The following is an 18,752-nucleotide window of genomic DNA, read 5'->3' on the forward strand; positions in this document are numbered from 1 at the left end:
CGGGCCTGTCCCGAGGATCTGCGACTTGCTGGTTGTATTCGACGTGTTTAGATCCTCGGCACAAGGCCGAGGATGACGGCAACATGTCTGGTGGGGTTCATGCCCACATGACGGCGTCGCGCTTAAGGCCTTCAGCCGATCTTCACGGCCGTCTTCGAGGTCGCGGATTTCAGCGCGGCATCGGCCAGTTTCAGCGCGATCAGACCGTCCTTGATGGAAGGCGACGGCGCGACGTTGTTTTCGATGCTGTCGATGAAAGCGGTGATTTCCGCGGCATAGGCCGCCGTGTAACGCGTCATGAAGAAATCATGCAGCGGCGGGCGGGTGTAGCCATCCGCATTGGCGATTTCGATGGAAACCGGGCGCTGGTTTTCGGCCGCTGCCGAACCCAGCGAACCGTGCACTTCGATGCGCTGGTCGTAACCATAGGTCGCGCGGCGGGAATTCGAAATGATCGCCTGCCTGCCGCTTTTCGTCGTCAGGATGATGCTGGCGCTGTCGAAATCACCCAGCGCGCCGATTTCCGGATTGACGAGGACGGAGCCGGTGGCGAACACGCTTTCCACTTCCTCGCCGAGCAGAAAACGGGCCATATCGAAATCATGAATGGTCATGTCGCGGAAAATGCCGCCGGAGACCTTGATATATTCGGCCGGCGGCGGGCCGGGGTCGCGGCTGGTGATGGTCACCATTTCCACCTTGCCGATGCGGCCATCTTCAATTGCCTTGTGAACGGCCTGGAAATGCGGGTCGAAACGGCGGTTGAAACCGAGCATCACCTTCGCGCCGGTTTCCTCGACCACCTTGGCGCAGGCTTCCGCGCGGGCGACATCGAGATCGACGGGCTTTTCGCAGAAGATCGCCTTGCCGGCGCGGGCAAAACGCTCGATCAGGTCGGCATGGGTGTTGGTCGGGGTGCAGATGATGACGGCATCGATCGTCTTGTCGGCCAGAACCTCATCGATCGTGCTGACCTTGCACTGCGCCTCGCGGGCGATTGCTTCCGCAGCACCGGCCATGGCGTCCACAACGGCCACCAGCTGCGCACGGCTGTCGGTGGTGATCGCCTTGGCGTGGACCTTGCCGATCCGTCCAGCGCCGAGCAGTGCCAATTTCGTAACCATCTTTCCTCCGGTTTCTCACACCCGTCCCTCACTCCCGGAAAGACAGAATATGAATGCAAGCAATGTTTCGATATGGAATATATGTTCCATTTTGCTAGATCGACATCGCAGACGTGTCAAGCGTTTTGACGATGATCCAGACGGCCGAAATCGCTCTTCGGGAAGGTCATGCGGCGCGGATGGCCGGTGTCGTTAAAAGCCCCTCACGATAATCAATCGGCCGAAGCTGTCAGGGCCGCATTGTGGGGCAGGGCATATACTTCGACCGGGGTTTCGAGGCCGCGCAGCAGCCATGGGCCGAGATTTTCCAGCTTTCCCTGATATCCGGCCATGCGCACGAATTCTTCGGAGAAAAGCACATTGCGCCCGGTCTCCTTGGTCAGCGTTTCCAGCCGCGAGGCGATATTGACGGCGGGGCCGATGACGGTGAAATCGAGGCGGGTTTTCGAGCCGATATTGCCATACATGACATCGCCGACATGCACGCCGATGCCGTAACCCAGGGGATCGTGGCCCTTGCGGCAATTGATTTCATTCAGCGCAACGAGGCTCTTCTGCGCGCTGGCGATGGCCTTCAGCAGGTTTTCGCAGGCCTGCGGGTCGCTGAGCGGGAAAATCGCCAGCAGCCCGTCGCCCATGAATTTCAGGATTTCGCCGCCGAATTCCTCGATGGGATCGCACATGGCGTCGAAATAACCGTTGAGAAGCTCGATGACATCGTCACGCGGCCAAAGGTCGGAAATATGGGTGAAATTGCGCAGGTCGCAGATCAGGATCGCCGCACCCACCGTCATGCCGCTGCCGCGCGTGGTAGCGCCGTTGAGGATTTTTTCGCCGGCATGCGGCCCCACATAGGTCTCCAGAAGGGTGCGCGTCATGCGGTTTTTCAGGCGTATTTCGCTGACGAGCGCGAGCGCCGGAAGCAGGTTTTTCAAGGCGAGGATTTCGCTGTCGGAAAAACCGCCGGGCCGGTCGCTGGAGAAGGTGGCGACGTGGCGCTTGCCGAAAGTGTGCTCGATCGGCCAGGCGCAATAATCCGTCAGCCCCTCGGCGCGCAGGTCTTCGTAGATCGTATAGCCGGGCTCATCGATGTCCTCTCCGTTCAGCCGGTGGCGGACTTCGGTGGCGCCCTGATGAATGTCGTTGATAGGGCTGTTCAGATATTCGGGCGTATTTTCAGACCCATAGCCATAGGTGGCGATCTCGGCGGAGGACAGGCCGGCTTTCCACAGAATGCGCGCGCCAAGCCATTGCGGATGGCGAATGCGGAAAGCGAGCACGCCCCGGGCCACGGAAATTCCGCTCGCCCGCAGCCTGTTGCAGAGCTCGACGAATATCTCGTCGATAAAGCGTTCGTCCTTGGTGCCGGTGATCAGCCAGTCGAGAATTTCCGTCTTTTCCGCTGGCCACAATTCATCCAATGCTGAAGAAACCCGTTCTTCGGTGTCGAGACTTAGTGTCATGGCAGGATTCCGGAGGTTGTTGCTGCTCTCGCACAAGCGGGGCACATGTCGCACTCGGCCGAACATGGTCGCTCGTGAACCCCATGTGGTGCCGGATAACGAAAATGTTAAGAGAGGGGTGCGGAAAATGTTCCGGAAGGCACTGGCGGCATCGGGCCACGCGCGCCGCCCGGATGTTCCCGGGAACATCGTCCCCGGCGGCGCTGAGATTTTTGATGATCGCTAAGGTGGATCAGATAACGGTTTCGACAGGAATATGAAGTGCTGCGGCAACGCGTCTGATGCGCAGCGGATCGCTGTCCGTGCCGTCTTCGAGAGCGCGTATTTCGCTGGTCGTCAGGCCGCAGGTCACGGCAAGCTGTTCGACCGTATATCCGGCGAGATTGCGCGCGGTGAGAACCTTTTTGGCAAAAGGAGCATCGGTTTCGTGATCGGAATCGGGTTGTGAGATTGAAATTGTCATTATTGCATCTCCCTCAGAATGGACACTTAAATGCGGGCGGCAAAGAAAAGTTGCCGGGGCCGAATGCGACCGCGTTGCCGGAGAAGAAAATCGGTGCTGCAACGCAGCGAGGAACATAGCGGCTTCATCGACCTACGCAATAGTTAAATTTTGTTAAGATTCGTGATCGCTGCATTCCTGCGGCACGCACTGCCGGGAAAAAGGCCGAAAAACTGCTATTTTTCCGGGCTCTCGCGAGTGGTCGGGCGGCTTTCGCTACAGCATGCCCCAGGCGCGAAACCGGCCGCGACCCGTCACTTCCCGCAGTTCCAGCTGGTTGGCGAGCCCGATCGCGCCCTGCGGCGTGGTGCCGAGTTCCTTGACGATCATCGCCGCCGAAACCACCGGTCGGGAGACGACAAGCTCCACGAGTTCCGGCAGCCGCGAGGAGGAACGCCGGCCTGCCAGCTTGCGCATCATGCGTTCACGCGCATGGGCCAGCCGGTCATGTTCCTTCATGCCGGCCTGCGCCGCTTCGTAAAAGCTGTCGAGAAGTGCAAGAACGCGCTGCGTCTGGTTTCGGGCGTGCCGGCGCTCCCGTGGGACCGCGCGGAGACCGGCGCTGAGGGCCGGCAGGTGATCGGGCGTGACGGCGCCGTCGCGCAGAAAGGCGGAGGCCAGAAGCCGACCGAGCCAGGGGCTGCGTTGCAGCACCTCGATCATGTTCCAGGCGTCGAGCAGGATGGCGGTGCGAAGAATCGCCGGCAGTTCCTCCGTCCGCGCATGGACGTCCCACCATTCTTTCAGCCGCTCATCCTCGTCCCAGTCGGGTTCGTTGATGATCGCATGGCTTTCCTCCCTGTGCATTGGCGGAAGCGCGCTGCCGGTGGTGATCGCATCGAGCGTTGCGGCGCTTCGCGCCAGAAGCGCATCCAGCTCGGAAAAAGCGCCATCCAGCGATGTTTCCTCCTCCGCGTCGGTGTCTTCATCGCGGGAGTGGTCGAGTGTTTGTCTGGGAGGCGCTGGCTCTTCGGCAAGCGCTGCCCTGCCGCGTAGCCTTGAAAGGCCCGGCGCGGTAAAGGCCCAGCCGGGGGCATTGGAAAAGATCAGCCGTCTCGAGCGGAGAATCCGGTGCGCCGCCGTCATTTCATGGGTTGGTGCGCGCACATCCATATGCGCGTCATGCAGCACCAGATCTTCCATGTGGACGAGTTCGCCATCCACCCACATGGAGGAAATCGCATCGGTGAAATCCTGTCTTTCGATGAAGCCGTGTTTCATCGGTGACCGGTCGATCCGCTCGTCCAGCCGCGCCAGCGCCTCGCCCGCACGGGCGGCGGCAACGAGAAGCTTTTCGATCTGGACGTCCGATATATCGTAAATCATTGATATTTTTTAGTTTGAGCGCGGGCGGCTTACAAGGCGGATCACAGTCGGGCGGTTTTACTTTTGAGGTTTCCACCCGAAAATCCGCTGAAAAAAGGGTGGCGGAAGGCCGGGAATCGGCAGGGCTTCAGCTGCCATGGCTGGTTTTTCGGCAATATCGCGATGCGGTATAAACTTGCGCACCGCAACATGACGGGTATATACCCCCACCGAGAGCGACAAATTATCACACCTTCCGTTCGCCCTTCCATCTCCAGACGAAGATGAATTGGAGTTTACCCGTGAATATTATGGCAAATGGTCCCGCCACCGCGCCGGACCAGAAAACCCGTTTGAAATCCATTATCGGCGGATCGGCGGGCAACCTCGTCGAATGGTACGACTGGTATGTCTATTCGGCCTTCACCCTTTATTTCGCGCCGGTGTTTTTCCCTTCCGGAAACCAGACCGCCGAGCTCCTGAGTGCAGCCGCCGTTTTCGCCGTCGGATTTCTGATGCGGCCCATCGGGGCCTGGTTCATGGGCACCTATGCCGACCGCAAGGGCCGCAAGGCCGGTCTCACCTTGTCCGTCACGCTGATGTGTCTCGGTTCGCTGCTGATCGCGATTACGCCCGGCCATGAGGCGATCGGCATTGCCGCGCCGGCCATTCTGGTTTTCGCAAGGCTTCTGCAGGGCATCAGCGTTGGCGGCGAATATGGCGCCAGCGCAACCTATCTCAGCGAAATGGCCGGCAAGAACCGCCGCGGTTTCTTCTCCAGCTTCCAATATGTGACGCTTATTTCCGGTCAGCTTCTGGCGTTGGCGGTGCTTCTGGTGCTGCAGCGGGTTCTGACGCCGGAACAGCTCGGCTCCTGGGGCTGGCGCATTCCCTTCTTCATTGGCGGCCTTCTGGCGATTGCGGTGTTTTATATCCGCCGCGGCCTTGTCGAGACGCAGTCCTTCGAAAACGCCAAGACCGGCGCTGCCGACAAGCCGAAGTCCAGCGGATGGGCGCTGTTCAAGCACTATCCAAGGGAAGCGCTGATGGTTATGGCGCTCACCTCCGGCGGCACGCTCGCCTTTTATGCCTATACGACCTATCTGCAGAAATTCCTCGTCAACACCTCCGGCTTCAGCAAGGAAAGCGCCACGGAAATCACCACGGCGGCGCTCTTCGTCTTCATGCTGTGCCAGCCGATTGCGGGCGCGCTGTCCGACAGGATCGGCCGCAAGCCGCTGATGGTCGGCTTCGGTATTCTCGGAACGCTGTTCACCTATGCGATCTTCAGTACGCTTGCGACGACGACCGATCCCATCATGGCTTTCGCCCTCGTGCTGGTCGGCCTGTTGATCGTCACCGGCTATACCTCCATCAATGCGGTGGTGAAGGCGGAAATGTTCCCCGCCCATATCCGCGCGCTTGGCGTGGCTCTGCCCTATGCGCTGGCGAACACCATATTCGGCGGAACGGCGGAATTCGTGGCCCTGAAGTTCAAGCAGATCGGCCACGAAAACTGGTTCTTCTGGTATGTGACGATCATGATCGCCCTGTCGCTGGTGGTTTATGTGAAGATGCGCGATACGCGCGATCACAGCCATATCCACGAGGATTGAGCGACCGCCATCCAGACCGGAAAAAGCCCCGTCCTTCCGACGGGGCTTTTTCTTTTCGGCATTCAGGCGGTTTCGGCGGGAAGGACGATGCGGGCCTCAAAACCGTCCTGCCGGCCCGGCGCCGGCGAGGAAAGCACCAGCTCTCCGCCGGCCTGCTCCACCAGGCTCTTGACGATGGCAAGGCCAAGCCCGGTTCCGTCCGCCGTGGTCTGGCCCCTGGTAAAACGCGTCGTCAGCTTGGGTAGGAGCGCCGCGTCGATTGCCGCCCCGGAATTGACGATGCGGATCGTGCCGTCCGCTTCGGCGACGACCTGCACCGGGCTTTCCGCCGGGCTGTGGATCAGCGCATTTTCGAGGAGGTTACGGACGATGATACCAAAGGCATCCGCGCCGATCCTGCAGGACAGGCCGCCTTCACAGCGATTGGTGAAGCGGATGCGGGATGAACCGATGGCCGTTCTCATCATGTCATCGATAACCAGTTCGAGAACGGGGATGAGATCGTTTGCCGTGTCGGTGACCCCGATCCTCGCTTCCGCGCGCGACATCTGAAGCAGTTTTTCGGCCAGGTGGGCGAGATGCTGCAGGGATTTTTCGATGTTTTCCACACGCGGTGCAAGTTCCGGCGGTATGTCGGCGTGCAGCCGCTGCGCCTGCGCCAGCGCGCCGGCAATCGGCGTGCGCAATTCATGGGCGCTGTTGGCGGTGAATTCCCGTTCCGCCTCGATTGCCGATCGCAATCGTCCGAGCAGCAGATTGACCGAACGGGCAATGGGATGGAGTTCGCCTGGAAAGGGTTGCGTCGGCAGCGGCGCGAGATTGCCGCCGTCCTTTTTGCCGATGTCGTCGCGCAGGGTCTGTATCGGTCGCAGCGTTCTGCGCACCACGACAATGACGGCGAAAATGCTGGCGGGAATGAGGATGAGAACGGGAAGCAGCAGCGCGGTGCCCGCCTCTTCGATTGCTTCGCGGCGATTGGCGAAGGCATCGGCAACCTGCAGGAAATAGTTTCCGTCCGGTGTCGCAACTGTAAAGATGCGCTGGGTCGCGGTTTCGGAAAAGCCGGGTTCGAGCGAGACCTCGAAAGGCTCCGTCGAACTGTCATGCGAATGCAGCACCACCTGTCCTTCCCGGTCGCGGACCTGATAGGTCAGATATTCCGCCCGTTCCGACGTCCGGTTGAGCTTTTGCGCGGCAGGCGCGGTGTTGTTTTCCCTCAGGTCGTCCACCAATAGCGGCAGCAGTCTTTCGGCGGTTTCCTCAACGCCGGCGTCGAAAATTTCGGCGAACTCATCCTGCATCACCATGACGCCCAGCCCGCAGGCGAGAAGCCAGGATATGGCGACAACGCTGGTCAGCGCCGTCACGAGCTTGCGGGTCATGCTGGTCGGTCTGGCCATTTCTGCCTGCTTGTAATTCTGACTATCGGATGGTGTAGCCGACGCCGCGCACGGTTTCGACGCGGTCATGGCCGATTTTCTTGCGCAGCCGGCTGATATAGACCTCGACCGTGTTGCTTTCTATTTCCGCGCCGAATTCGTAAAGCGTGTCGTGCAATTGCGCTTTCGAGACGACCGCGCCGGGATGTTCGACGAGTTTTTCCAGCACGGCCCATTCCCGGGCGCTCAGCGTCTGCGCCGTTCCATCGACCGTGATGTTGCGCGCCACCTGGTTGATCTCGATGCCGGGCAGGCGGATGACGGGAGCGGAACGCCCTTCGTAACGGCGCGAAACCGCCAGCATACGGGCCGAAAGCTCGTTGAGATCGAAAGGTTTGACGAGATAATCGTCCGCACCGGCGTTCAGCCCGGCAATCCGGTCGGAAACCTGGTCATGGGCCGTCAGAATGATCACCGGCGTCGCGTCGTCGCGCTGGCGCAGGCTTTGCAGAAGGGTGATGCCCTCGCCATCCGGCAGGCGCATGTCGAGCAGGATGAGGCCGTAACCCATCGTCAGCGTCGCCGCCATGGCGTCGCCCAGCGTCTTGAACCAGTCGACAGCATGACCCGCCGCTGCGACATGGTCCCGCAGCGCTTCGCCCAGCACATGATCGTCTTCAACAAGCAGAACCCGCAAGACAGCTCCCTCTATCGCTTCGTCCTGCGTATCTCTTTCTCCGGATAAGCGTCAAGCACGGTGTTTCAGCTGTTCTGGCGCTGGGTGCAGCCGCCGAAGACATCGAGCGAGGGATCGTAGACTGAAGTGGAGACGTTCATCATGCCAAGGATGCTGTGGAAATAATTGTCGTGCGAGCGCCCGCCCTCCGCCGCGGTTTTTGCGAGGCAGGCTTTGTTGAGCCCCATGGATTTCGCAAAGTCGTCGTCGAACCAGACGAGAAACGGCACATGGGTCTGCTGGTCGGGCGCCAGCAGATAGGGCGCACCATGCAGGTAGACGCCGTTCTCGCCGAGCGACTCGCCATGGTCCGACGCATAGATCATGCCCGTCGCCAGCCTGTCGGAACGGGCCTTCAGCTTGTCGATCACGGTCGAGAGGAAATGGTCGGTATAAAGAAGCGTGTTGTCGTAGGAGTTGACGATCTCCGCGTCGGAGCAGTTGCCAAGCTCGGCCGTGCGGCAATCCGGGGTGAATTTACGGAATTCGTCGGTATAGCGCAGATAATAAGTCGGCCCGTGGCTGCCCATCTGGTGCAGCACGATGACACTGTCCCTGGTGACGTTGTTGAGCCAGGAGTCGAGCTTGTCGAAGAAGATATCGTCGCGGCATTCCCCGCCGGTGCAGAAGCGGCTGTCATTGGTGGAGGGCAGGTCGAAATAGGGGATGCGGTCGGCCACGTTCTTGCTGCCGGTATTGTTGTCCAGCCATGTCGCACTGACCCCGGCATGGACAAGAACATCCATGACGTTTTCATTGGCGAGCGCCTTTTTGTGGCTATATTGCGAGCGCGGGAACTTCGAGAACATGCAGGGAATGGAAATCGCCGTCGCGGTGCCGCAGCTGGTCGTGTTCGGAAAATAGACCACACCGCGTTTTGTAAGCTCGGGATTGGTATCGCGCCCATAGCCATTCAGGGAAAAGTTCGCGGCCCGCGCCGTCTCGCCCGCCACGATGACGGTGATACGGGGTTTGCGGACGCCGCCCAATGAAGGCAGGACCTTCGCATCCCCGCCGACCGGGCTGACCTGAATATCGACTTCCTTGCCCGCCAGCGTGAAATAATGAATGGCCGACATGATCGGCGACAAGGGATTGACGCTTTTGACAATATCCTTGTGCTGGCGCACGGCGGTGGTGAAGGTTTTGGAATTGGCGAAGCTGATGATGCCGGCGATGGAAAGACAGATCAGGATACTGATCGTGTTCCACAAAAGCTTGTCGAGGATTGGGCGGTGGCGCACACGCACGGTGGCGATGAGGAGGGACGGCACCAGTCCGTAAATCGCCATGTGCCAGAGAAAGCCGGGCGTGATCAGATTGCCGGCTTCCGCCTGCGTCGTCTCCATGGCGTTGCGGATCATGTCGCTGTCGATGACGATGCCGTAGCGATCCATGAACCAGGAGGCGGCGGCCGCCGCGAAGACCAGGAAGATCAAAAACGGCTTGATGAGATATTTGGCGGAAAAAATGATGATGAGGGCGCCGAGAAAGGCGGCCATGGCGGCATAAAGCGCGACAATGGCGACCGGATAGGCGGAAAGATAGGTGTGAACCTTCGACCAGAATGTCCGGTTCGTGAAAAACAGCAGATAGGCCGCCGTCAGCAGGCTGAGCGGCACGCTGCCGATTTCCGGACGATATGTTACTGTTCCCGTCGCTTTCGCGGTAAAAAGAGCCACTGTCAGATCCACCAGATTTCCAATAGGCCGGCGGCAACGGAGACGGGGCGAAAACGCCGCCGTCCAGGCTGCCGCATGGGCCGATCAATGGCGGATGCGTCATTTTGCTGACATCAACCTGAAAGCTTGTCATGAAAGTGTCACACTCCGTCGTGGCCGCTCGGTGGTGGTGTTTCAGATAGTCGAGACGATAGAGGCCTTAATTGAGGCCTACGATGCCTGTGGCGGTGGTGCGCGTTGCAAATATGCGCGTGGCCCTGACCGGCAGCAGGCTGCCTGCGGGCAGGTTCTGGAAGGTCACCGTTGCCCCGGAAAGCAGGGTCAGGCAGAGATGGCCGCCATTGCCCACATAGATGGCGCGGGTGGGGGAAGGAAGCGGGCTCGTATCGTCCGGAACGACATCGAAAGCGTGGGACGCCGGGGATTCGAGGCCGGCGGCGTGGTGTTCGTAAGTCTCAGCCATTGCTGTCTCCCGTAAATTAAAATCTGCCGCGATTATGGGGTGCGCTGCGGCTGTGGGGAAAAGCGGGGACAGGAAATATTCGGACAGGATTTCGGCCTCGTGTTGGGCCTGCCCGCAAGAGCGTCATTCCTTTCGCAATCCCATGCGGTTACGCCGCCCCCGCCTGTTGCCGCCGATGCGGCGCAAACGGGTGATGGCGGATTTTTCGTCCACGGGATCGGCAGGCGGGCGGTTGCTGTCGCTTCAATTGCGCATATGGAGAATGAAGGCCCTGACGGCGGGAGAGGCTTCCGTTTTCCGGTGGGCTATAGCGAGGTCCGAGGTCGTGGAACTGGCCGCAAGCGGCACGTAGCGCACACCGGGCAACCTCAGGCAATTAAGCGAGCGCGGCACCAGCGCGACGCCGAGGCCGATCGCCACCATGCTGGTAATCGTGGTGTAGTCCCTGCCTTCCGGGGTGATCGCCGGCTGGAACCCGGCTTCATTGCAGGCTTCTATCGTATTGTAATGAAAGCCGACATCCGGTGGTTGCCGCGGGGTAATGAAGGTCTCGCCGGCAAGGTTTTTCAGATCGACCTGCAGCGCAAACGCCAGGGGATGGTTTTCAGGAAGCGCGGCCATCAACGGTTCGCGCAGCACCACATGGGTTGTCACACCTTCCGGAACAGGCGCGGGCGGGCGTATGAAGGCGAAGTCCAGATTGCCGTCGGCAATCTTGGCCAGTTGCAGCCGCATCTCCATCTCGATCAATTGCAGTTCCACATCGGGATGGGAGGCGCGGAAACTGGCGATGGACCGGATCATCAGGCCGGAATAGGCGGCCGAGGCGACATAACCGATGGAAATGCGCCCGGTTTCGCCGCGGTCGACACGTTTGAGCGCCGCGAGCGTCGCCTCGGCATTGGCGAGGATCTTCCGGGCATCCTCGTAGAGAAGCTGTCCGGGCGTGGTCAGCTTCACCGAGCGCCGCGTCCGGTCGAGAAGCGGCATGCCGACAATCTGTTCGAGCGCCATGATCTGCTGGCTCAAGCCCGGCTGGGCAATGCCGAGGCGGGCGGCGGCGCGCTCGAAATTGCGCTCATCCACCAGCGTGGTGAAATAGCGCAGGTGGCGCAATTCGAACGTCTCTGCCCGGCTTGCCGGTTTCCTGCCCATCGTCACGGCCTTTCCGGCAGATTTGAATAATTCCAAGCTATTATCGCTGTAAGTTTTCATAATCAATAGTTCTGAAAAAAACCGGCTGCGCTTATTGGATCACAATTCGTCCCTTGCGTAATAAGATGACTTAAATTCTCCAGAAAAATACCGCCTTATGGTGGCGCGGGTGATGAAGGGGCTTGGGGTGCAGGGAAAAACCAAACACATTTCCATTCTGGCCGGCGGTTGCGCCGTCGTCGCTTATGTGGCCTTTTTGGCCCCGGCTTCCGCCTTTGCGCAGGAGGCCGGTACGACGGTGCTGCAGACCATCACCGTGGAGGGCGCCAAAAATCAGGATCCCAAGGCGCCCGTGAAAGGCTATGTGGCGAAAACCAGCGCCAGCGCCACCAAGACGGGGCGATCCCTGATCGAGACGCCGCAATCCGTATCCGTCATCACCAAGGACCAGATGGATGCTCAGAATGTTCGCAATCTCAGCGAGGCGCTGAATTATGTTCCGGGTGTCGTCGCGCAGCCGTTTGGGGCGGATCCGCGTTTCGATGCGCCGCGCATTCGCGGGTTCCAGGGAAACCAGTTGCAGTTCCTGAACGGTCTGCGGCTGATGCGTACCGCCGGTGCGCCCTCCTATGAGGTCTACGGCCTGGAGCGCGTGGAAGTCATTCGCGGGCCTGCTTCCGTTCTTTTCGGTCAGGGCAATCCCGGCGGCCTCATCAATCTCATCAGCAAGCGGCCGACCTTCGAACGGTTCGGCGAAGTCGGTGTGCAGATCGGCAGCTTCGACTATTACCAGTCGATGTTCGATATTGGCGGCCCGGTGGCGGATAGCGACAGTTTCGCCTATCGCCTGACCGGCCTTGCGCGCAACGCCCATGCCCAGACGGACAACTTGCAGAACGACCGTTATTTCATCGCACCGGCGCTGACCTGGCAGCCGGACGAGGATACGAAGCTGACGGTTCTTGCCTCCTATCAGCACGACAATCCGAGTTCGCCCTCCGGCCTGCCGCCGGCGCTGACCTATCTCAGACCCGGCAATATGCTGGACCGCAGCTTTTATGTCGGCGATCCGTCCTTCGATACGTCGAGCCGCAAATTCACCAATATCGGCTATGAATTCGAGCACCGTTTCGACGAGACCTTCACCTTCCGGCAGAATGCGCGTTATTCCAATTTCGACTGGTCCTACCGTGCGCTCGGCATGTCTTCGACCAATAGTGGCATGATCGGCAATCTCATCCGCCGCAATGCGACGTTCCAGGACGAGCTGCTGAACACTTTCAACATCGACAACAACCTGCAGGCGGAGTTCTCCACGGGGCCAATCGACCACACCCTGCTTGTCGGGCTGGACTACCGTTATTTCGACAATAACGTCAAAACCGAATTCTGGGCCGCGACGCCGCTCAATCCCGTCAATCCGGTCTATGGCGGGCCGATCAGCCTCACCTCGCGCACGCTTTATGCCGATGTGAAGACGGATATTTCCCAGATCGGCCTTTATGCGCAGGACGAGATCGCCTTCGAGAACTGGCGCGTCACCGCCGGCCTGCGGCAGGACTGGGCAAGCACCAGCGGCACGACCTTCAACGGCACCACCTACCGCTCGCTCGACAAGGACGATCACAAGCTGACCGGCCGCGTCGGCGTCAGCTATCTGTTCGATGGCGGCATCGCGCCCTATGTCAGCTACGCGACCTCCTTCGAGCCGGTGCCGCAGCCGGCTGTCGGCGATGCGCCGAAACCGACCACCGGCGAACAATGGGAAGCGGGCGTCAAATACCAGCCCGAGGGTTTCGACGGTTTCTTTTCCGCCGCGATCTACGATCTGACACAGAAGAACGTCACGACGACGGTGGGCGGCGTGACGCAGCAGATGGACGAGGCGCATGTGAAAGGCCTCGAGCTTGAAGGCGTCGCAAGCCTTGCCGACGGGCTCGACCTGCGCGCGGCCTATACCTACATGGACAGCGAGGTCTCCGGCCGCGTGAATAACGGCAAGGAGCTGGACAGCACGCCCCGGCACGCCGCAAGCCTCTGGCTGGATTACACTTTCCCGGAAGATACCGCCCTTGAGGGTTTCGGCATCGGCGGCGGTGTGCGTTATGTCGGAAAACGTTATGGCGATGCCGCCAATACCTTCGAGATGAAGGGCCTCGCCCTGCTCGATCTCGGCGTGCATTACGAGAAAAACGGCTACCGCGCCTCGCTTCTGGTGCAAAACTTGACTGATAAAGAATATATTTCTAGTTGCTCCACTTTCGGATGCTATTACGGTGACGGAAGAACGGTTATGGGCAAGCTGACCTATCGTTGGTGACGCCATATCAAAGTGAAGCAGCAGGGGCATGACGCGCAAGGATCGATGGATGTCCCCCCTTTGGGGGCGGCGGGAATTTTTAGGCCTGCTCGCTGCTTCGGCTCTTGCTGGCAAGGTGCAGGCGGCGGTCACGCCACGCCTTGCCGCCATCGACTGGGCCATGCTGGAAACCGCCGTTGCGCTCGGCGTCATGCCGGTGGCGGCGACCGAGCTCATCCAGTTTCGGGCGGACGCGGTTGAGCCGGAAATCCCTGCAACCGTCGCCGATCTCGGCCTACGCGGTGCGCCGAATTTCGAGCTTCTGCAACTGACCCGGCCCGATCTCATTCTGATTTCGCCCTTCTACACCCGCTATACCGGAAGGCTGGAAGCGATTGCCCCGGTCTTCTCGCTGCCCTTTTATGTGAAGGGCGAGCCGCCTTTCGCAAAGGCGCTGGCGGCGGTCTCCGCCCTTGGCGAAAAGCTTGGCAGGGCGGATGAAGCGCGCAGGGTTCTGGGCGAAACGGAAGCGACGCTGCAAGCCATGCGGACCCGCCTTGCCGGTTTTGCGGCGCGGCCGACTTATGTGATCAATATCGGCGACGCCCGGCATTTTCGCGCTTTCGGTGCGGATAGCATGTTCGGGGATGTTCTTGGCCGGCTGGGGCTCGCCAATGCCTGGGTGGATCGTTCGCAATTCACCTTCGCGGCCCCGGTGCCGCTTGAAAACCTCGCCGCGTCGCCCGATGCGCGCATCGTCATTGTCTCCGATATTCCGGTCGAGGCGCGGGAAACCCTGCGCAGCAGCGCCATATGGCGCGCGCTGCCTGCCGTGCGGGAAAACCGGGTGGTCACGCTCGGAAATGTCGGCCCCTATGGCGGCATCACCGCCGGCATGCGCTTTGCGCGGCTTCTGAGCGAAGCGCTCTCGGCGCAGGGAGAAGCCCTGTGACGGCGCGGCCTCTCCAGCTTTTCTTCGGGCTGCTGTTCGTTCTGGCCTGCGGGCTTTCCCTGCATGCCGGGCTGTTGCGGCTGCCTTTCGGTGCATGGCCCGGCCTGCCGTTCGATGCCGCCACCATGTCGATGGATCAGGTGATTTTCGCCTTCAGCCTGATGCCGCGCGTGGCGGTCGCCATTCTGGCGGGCGCGATGCTCGGCCTGTCGGGCGCTTTGTTCCAGCAATTGCTGCGCAATCCGATTGCCGATCCTTCGACACTCGGCATCTCGGCCGGCGCGCAACTGGCCATCGTTATCGCCACCCTGTTCTTTCCGTCGGTGCTGGATGGTAACCGCGCTTTTGTGGCGCTCGCTGGCGCGGCTGGTGCGGCCGGCATCGTGTTTCTTCTCGGCTGGCGACGCGCCTTCGAGCCGGTGACCATGGTGGTGTCGGGGCTGCTGGTGGGCATCACCGCCGCGTCCGTTTCCGCTGCTCTGACCTTGGCGCAGGGCGAATATCTGATGTCGCTGGTCGTCTGGAACGGCGGCTCGCTCAGCCAGCAGGACTGGTCGAACGCCTTGTCCCTCGGTTTCCAGCTTGTTGCCGGGCTCTTTCTGACCGGCCTGCTGATTAAGCCGCTGACGGTCCTCGGTCTCGGCGATGCCGGTGCGCGATCGCTCGGCGTCTCGCTGTTTTCGATCAGGCTGGCGGTCGCCGCCGTCGCGGTCATGCTCGCCGCCTTCGTTGCTTCGGCGGTCGGTCTCGTCAGCTTCATCGGCCTTGCAGCACCTGCGCTCACCCGGGCGCTCGGTGTGCGGCGTTCGTCTTCGGTGCTCCTGGTTTCCCCGCTTCTGGGCGGTTTGCTGCTGTGGTTCTGCGACGGTGTCGTGCAGCTTCTGGCAAGCACGACGGCCGAAGTTTTTCCGACCGGCGCGGTAACGGCCCTGATCGGCGGCCCGCTGCTTTTGTGGCTGCTGCCGAAAATCCGGCCGACCGATGTGCATCGCGGTGAAGGCGTCGAGCTGGCGACAAGACGCCGGCTTACGGCCCTGCTGCCGGTACTGGCCGTCATGGCGGGGCTGGTTTTTGCAGCGCTCGCCATCGGCAAAGGGCCCGATGGCTGGACGGTGCTGAAGGCTGACGATCTGCAAAGCCTGCTGCCGTTCCGCTGGCCGCGGCTGGTGGCGGCCGTGGCCGCAGGCGGACTTCTGGCCATGGCGGGGGCGCTTCTCCAGCGGCTTACCGGCAATCCCATGGCAAGCCCGGAAGTAATCGGCGTCAGCGGCGGTGCAGGCCTCGGTTTTGCCGCCGCCATCACGATTTTTCCGGCGGCCGGTCTTTTCGAACTGTTTTGCGGCGCCGGCATCGGCTCTGCGGGCGTCATGATCCTCGTCCTGCTGTTTTCCATGCGCCGGCACCTCGCGCCGGAAAAAATCCTGCTCGCGGGCATTGCCGTCAGTTCGCTCTGCTCGGCCGTTCTCTCGGCGCTGCTTGCCATTGGCGACCAGCGGGCATGGCAGATCCTCGCCTGGCTCAGCGGCTCGGGTTCGACGGCGACGCCGGCTTCGGCGATCTTTCTCGCCATTCTTTCCATCGTGCTGCTGGCGGGCGCGCTATCGGTCACGCGCTGGCTGACGATCCTGCCGCTCGGACGCGATGTGCCGCTCTCCCTTGGTCTGCCGCTCGGTGCGGCGCGCATCGCCGCCATCGCGGTGGCGGGCATTGCCACCGGGGCTGCCTCGCTGCTCGTCGGTCCCTTGAGTTTCGTCGGATTGATGGCGCCGCATATTGCGCTTCGTGCCGGGTTCACCACGCCGCGCGACCATCTCTTCGCCTCCTTCCTGTTCGGCGCGGTGCTGATGGCGCTTTCCGATCTCGGCGCACGGACAGTCACCTTTCCTTATGAGTTGCCGCTCGGGCTTTTTGCGGCGCTTGCCGGCGCGCCCTATCTGATCTGGCTTTCAGGCAGGCGATAATGAATTTTTTGAACGATGTACGGAGATGAGAACCATGGGTCAGGCAGCACTTGCCGTCGATTATGACGATATTCCGCTTTTTTCTCTCGACGGCGTGACGATGGAAGTGCCGGGCAGGACATTGCTGCAGCCGCTGACGGCCAGTTTTGCGACCGGCAAGACCATTGGCCTGATCGGTCACAACGGTTCGGGAAAATCCACGTTGCTCAAGATTCTCGCGCGGATTCAGGAGCCGACGGCGGGCAGGGTCTCATTCGAGGGTAAGGCGCTCGGCGCATGGGGCAATCGTGAATTTGCGCGAAAGCTCGCCTATCTGCCGCAATATACGCCGGCCGCCTCCGGCATGCTGGCCAAGGAACTGGTGGCGCTCGGCCGTTATCCCTGGCACGGCGCGCTTGGGCAGTTCACCAAAGCCGATCAGGAGAAAGTGGACGAAGCCATCGAACTCACCGACACCGTCGCCTTCCGCGACCGGCTGGTGGATACGCTTTCCGGCGGCGAGCGCCAGCGCGTGTGGCTTGCCATGCTGGTGGCCCAGAATGCCGAAAGCCTGCTTCTCGACGAACCCATCTCCGCACTCGACATGGCGCACCAGATCGAGGTGCTTTCGCTGGTGCAGAGATTGTCGCGCGAAAAGGGTCTCGGCGTCATCGTCGTGCTGCACGACGTCAACATGGCGGCACGCTTCTGCGATGAGATCGTTGCGCTTCATTCCGGTCAGCTTATCGCACGGGGAACGCCGCAGGAGATCATGACGCCGGAGACGCTGCAGCGCATCTATGGCGTTCGCATGGATGTCATGACCCATGCCGCCACCGGCTTTCCCGTCGCCCTGCCGCTTTGAGGTTGTTGCAGCAAAACAACGGCCGGCAACGCTGGCTGTTGATGGCGATTCCGCGCGCATTTCCCGCCCTAACAATGTCTTAATGGCATCCTACCGCCATCAGACATTGTTAACCGTTCCGCTTTCATCGCCTCCAATTAAGTTGTTTTGGATCGATTTCAGGGAACAAACGTTAACAGTGCGGAATTCAATATCCGGAGAGGGCAAGAAGGGCTGCTGCGGGTAGGAATAAAACAGGAGAAAATCAGATGAAAAAGGCTGTTGCCGTAACTTTTGCCGCATTGACGATGGGCCTCGGCGGAACCGCGTCCGCTCTCGCTGCCGACCTTGCAAGATATGAGCCGGCTCCGCAGGAGCAGGACGATCGCAACGGCGTCAAGATCGGTTACCTCACCTGCGATATCGGCGGCGGCGTCGGTTACGTTCTCGGCTCGGCCAAGGAACTGGATTGTACTTTCCAGTCCACCATGGGCGCCCGTCGCACCGACCATTACACCGGCGCCATCCGCAAGATGGGTGTTGACCTCGGTTTCACCACGCAGGGCCGTCTGGTCTGGGCCGTTTTCGCCCCGACCGCCGGTTACCACCGCGGTTCGCTCGGCGGCCTTTATCAGGGCGCAACGGCTGAAGTCACCGTCGGTCTCGGCGTCGGCACAAACGTTCTCGTTGGCGGCACGTCCGGCTCCATCCAGCTGCAGACGGTCAGCGTGACGGGTCAGGTTGGTCTCAACCTCGCCGCCACCGGCACCTCCGTGACGCTCACGGCCATGAACTGATCGGCAAAGTGCCCGGCCCCGGCCGGGCATTCTGTCGCATGTCAAAAAACGCCCTCTTCGTTGTCAGACGGAGAGGGCGTTGTATTATCCGGGCCATGATTTCCACATTCAGACGTGTGGCGGCAGTGACCGCCTGTTCTTTCCTTTTGGCGACAGCCGCTTTTGCCGAGGGCGATGCGGCCCATGGGGAGAAGGTCTTCAGCCGCTGTTCCACCTGTCACAGCATCGACACGCCACGCACCCGCATGGGGCCGCATCTGATGGGTGTCGTCGGCAGGCCGATGGCTTCCGTGACCGATTACGGCCACTATTCGCAGGCGCTGAAGGATGCCGGCGCGGCTGGCCGAGTGTGGTCGGAGGAGGAACTGCAAAAATTCATCGCCAGCCCGAAGAAGGCGATACCGGGAAATGCGATGCGCTTTTTCGGGCTGTGGAGCGAAACCGATATTGCGGATCTGATCGCCTATCTAAAAACGCATCCCATGCCGCAATAGC

16 protein-coding genes are annotated in these 18,752 nt (G+C 60.8%); 7 read left to right on the forward strand and 9 right to left on the reverse strand.

Annotation, left to right across the window (positions count from 1 at the left end; genetic code table 11):
• Window positions 1–131 precede the first annotated feature (131 nt).
• From iolG to FGF54_RS20765, 4 genes are all read right to left on the reverse strand, one after another.
• Window positions 132–1,124, reverse strand: a complete 993-nt coding sequence (gene iolG / locus FGF54_RS20745) for an inositol 2-dehydrogenase (protein ID WP_142780976.1) — start codon at window positions 1,122–1,124, stop codon at window positions 132–134.
• 212 nt (window positions 1,125–1,336) lie between these two features.
• Window positions 1,337–2,587, reverse strand: coding sequence for an adenylate/guanylate cyclase domain-containing protein (locus tag FGF54_RS20755; RefSeq protein WP_142780977.1), 1,251 nt, complete (start codon window positions 2,585–2,587; stop codon window positions 1,337–1,339).
• A 232-nt stretch (window positions 2,588–2,819) separates the two neighbouring features.
• Window positions 2,820–3,050 (reverse strand): helix-turn-helix domain-containing protein, encoded by a 231-nt coding sequence (locus FGF54_RS20760; protein WP_003522093.1) that lies wholly within the window; start codon window positions 3,048–3,050, stop codon window positions 2,820–2,822.
• A 255-nt stretch (window positions 3,051–3,305) separates the two neighbouring features.
• Window positions 3,306–4,415 carry an RHE_PE00001 family protein gene (locus tag FGF54_RS20765; RefSeq protein WP_142780978.1) on the reverse strand — a complete coding sequence of 370 codons (1,110 nt, stop codon included), beginning with the start codon at window positions 4,413–4,415 and terminating at the stop codon, window positions 3,306–3,308.
• A 290-nt stretch (window positions 4,416–4,705) separates the two neighbouring features.
• On the opposite strand from FGF54_RS20765, the gene FGF54_RS20770 reads away from it, so the two are divergent.
• A complete protein-coding gene (locus tag FGF54_RS20770) occupies window positions 4,706–6,010 on the forward strand; it encodes an MFS transporter (RefSeq protein ID WP_020809219.1) in 1,305 nt (434 codons plus the stop codon).
• A 62-nt stretch (window positions 6,011–6,072) separates the two neighbouring features.
• On the opposite strand, the gene FGF54_RS20775 is transcribed toward FGF54_RS20770, so the two are convergent.
• The 5 genes from FGF54_RS20775 to FGF54_RS20795 all read right to left on the reverse strand — a co-directional run bounded on the left by FGF54_RS20775 (window position 6,073) and on the right by FGF54_RS20795 (window position 11,425).
• On the reverse strand, window positions 6,073–7,410 hold the full coding sequence (locus FGF54_RS20775) for a HAMP domain-containing sensor histidine kinase (protein WP_003522097.1): 1,338 nt from the start codon (window positions 7,408–7,410) through the stop codon (window positions 6,073–6,075).
• Window positions 7,411–7,432: 22 nt separating this feature from the next.
• Window positions 7,433–8,086, reverse strand: coding sequence for a response regulator transcription factor (locus FGF54_RS20780; RefSeq protein WP_020010073.1), 654 nt, complete (start codon window positions 8,084–8,086; stop codon window positions 7,433–7,435).
• Between the two features lie 65 nt (window positions 8,087–8,151).
• Window positions 8,152–9,819 (reverse strand): phosphoethanolamine transferase, encoded by a 1,668-nt coding sequence (locus tag FGF54_RS20785; RefSeq protein ID WP_142780979.1) that lies wholly within the window; start codon window positions 9,817–9,819, stop codon window positions 8,152–8,154.
• A gap of 187 nt (window positions 9,820–10,006) precedes the next feature.
• Window positions 10,007–10,270 (reverse strand): hypothetical protein, encoded by a 264-nt coding sequence (locus FGF54_RS20790; protein ID WP_059755951.1) that lies wholly within the window; start codon window positions 10,268–10,270, stop codon window positions 10,007–10,009.
• Between the two features lie 243 nt (window positions 10,271–10,513).
• On the reverse strand, window positions 10,514–11,425 hold the full coding sequence (locus tag FGF54_RS20795) for a LysR family transcriptional regulator (RefSeq protein WP_142781600.1): 912 nt from the start codon (window positions 11,423–11,425) through the stop codon (window positions 10,514–10,516).
• Window positions 11,426–11,582: 157 nt separating this feature from the next.
• On the opposite strand from FGF54_RS20795, the gene FGF54_RS20800 reads away from it, so the two are divergent.
• The 6 genes from FGF54_RS20800 (at window position 11,583) to FGF54_RS20825 (ending at window position 18,751) form a co-directional block, all read left to right on the forward strand.
• A complete protein-coding gene (locus FGF54_RS20800; RefSeq protein ID WP_168208203.1) occupies window positions 11,583–13,745 on the forward strand; it encodes a TonB-dependent siderophore receptor in 2,163 nt (720 codons plus the stop codon).
• A gap of 28 nt (window positions 13,746–13,773) precedes the next feature.
• Complete coding sequence (locus tag FGF54_RS20805; RefSeq protein ID WP_168208204.1) at window positions 13,774–14,676, forward strand: iron-siderophore ABC transporter substrate-binding protein; 903 nt, start codon at window positions 13,774–13,776, stop codon at window positions 14,674–14,676.
• Entirely contained in the window at window positions 14,673–16,637 is a 1,965-nt protein-coding gene (gene fhuB, locus FGF54_RS20810) for a Fe(3+)-hydroxamate ABC transporter permease FhuB (protein ID WP_142780981.1), read from the forward strand. Before FGF54_RS20805 ends, fhuB begins: the two co-directional genes overlap by 4 nt.
• A 34-nt stretch (window positions 16,638–16,671) precedes the next feature.
• On the forward strand, window positions 16,672–17,481 hold the full coding sequence (locus FGF54_RS20815) for an ATP-binding cassette domain-containing protein (protein WP_035263594.1): 810 nt from the start codon (window positions 16,672–16,674) through the stop codon (window positions 17,479–17,481).
• Between the two features lie 248 nt (window positions 17,482–17,729).
• Entirely contained in the window at window positions 17,730–18,257 is a 528-nt protein-coding gene (locus tag FGF54_RS20820) for a DUF992 domain-containing protein (RefSeq protein WP_003522107.1), read from the forward strand.
• Window positions 18,258–18,352: 95 nt separating this feature from the next.
• Window positions 18,353–18,751: a cytochrome c family protein gene (locus FGF54_RS20825; protein ID WP_168208205.1), complete on the forward strand. Its 399-nt coding sequence runs from the start codon at window positions 18,353–18,355 to the stop codon at window positions 18,749–18,751.
• Window position 18,752 lies beyond the last annotated feature (1 nt).

It is taken from the genome of Agrobacterium sp. T29 (assembly GCF_006970545.1).
In the GTDB taxonomy this organism is placed as follows: Bacteria; Pseudomonadota; Alphaproteobacteria; order Rhizobiales; family Rhizobiaceae; genus Agrobacterium; species Agrobacterium leguminum.

Bases quoted from the DNA above. Each gene is read 5' to 3' on its own strand.
- iolG (WP_142780976.1), bottom strand. From the start codon at position 1,124: ATGGTTACGAAATTGGCACTGCTCGGCGCTGGACGGATCGGCAAGGTC.
- FGF54_RS20755 (WP_142780977.1), bottom strand. From the start codon at position 2,587: ATGACACTAAGTCTCGACACCGAAGAACGGGTTTCTTCAGCATTGGAT.
- FGF54_RS20760 (WP_003522093.1), bottom strand. From the start codon at position 3,050: ATGACAATTTCAATCTCACAACCCGATTCCGATCACGAAACCGATGCT.
- FGF54_RS20765 (WP_142780978.1), bottom strand. From the start codon at position 4,415: ATGATTTACGATATATCGGACGTCCAGATCGAAAAGCTTCTCGTTGCC.
- FGF54_RS20770 (WP_020809219.1), top strand. From the start codon at position 4,706: ATGGCAAATGGTCCCGCCACCGCGCCGGACCAGAAAACCCGTTTGAAA.
- FGF54_RS20775 (WP_003522097.1), bottom strand. From the start codon at position 7,410: ATGGCCAGACCGACCAGCATGACCCGCAAGCTCGTGACGGCGCTGACC.
- FGF54_RS20790 (WP_059755951.1), bottom strand. From the start codon at position 10,270: ATGGCTGAGACTTACGAACACCACGCCGCCGGCCTCGAATCCCCGGCG.
- FGF54_RS20795 (WP_142781600.1), bottom strand. From the start codon at position 11,425: ATGGGCAGGAAACCGGCAAGCCGGGCAGAGACGTTCGAATTGCGCCAC.
- FGF54_RS20800 (WP_168208203.1), top strand. From the start codon at position 11,583: ATGGTGGCGCGGGTGATGAAGGGGCTTGGGGTGCAGGGAAAAACCAAA.
- FGF54_RS20805 (WP_168208204.1), top strand. From the start codon at position 13,774: ATGACGCGCAAGGATCGATGGATGTCCCCCCTTTGGGGGCGGCGGGAA.
- FGF54_RS20815 (WP_035263594.1), top strand. From the start codon at position 16,672: ATGGGTCAGGCAGCACTTGCCGTCGATTATGACGATATTCCGCTTTTT.
- FGF54_RS20820 (WP_003522107.1), top strand. From the start codon at position 17,730: ATGAAAAAGGCTGTTGCCGTAACTTTTGCCGCATTGACGATGGGCCTC.
- FGF54_RS20825 (WP_168208205.1), top strand. From the start codon at position 18,353: ATGATTTCCACATTCAGACGTGTGGCGGCAGTGACCGCCTGTTCTTTC.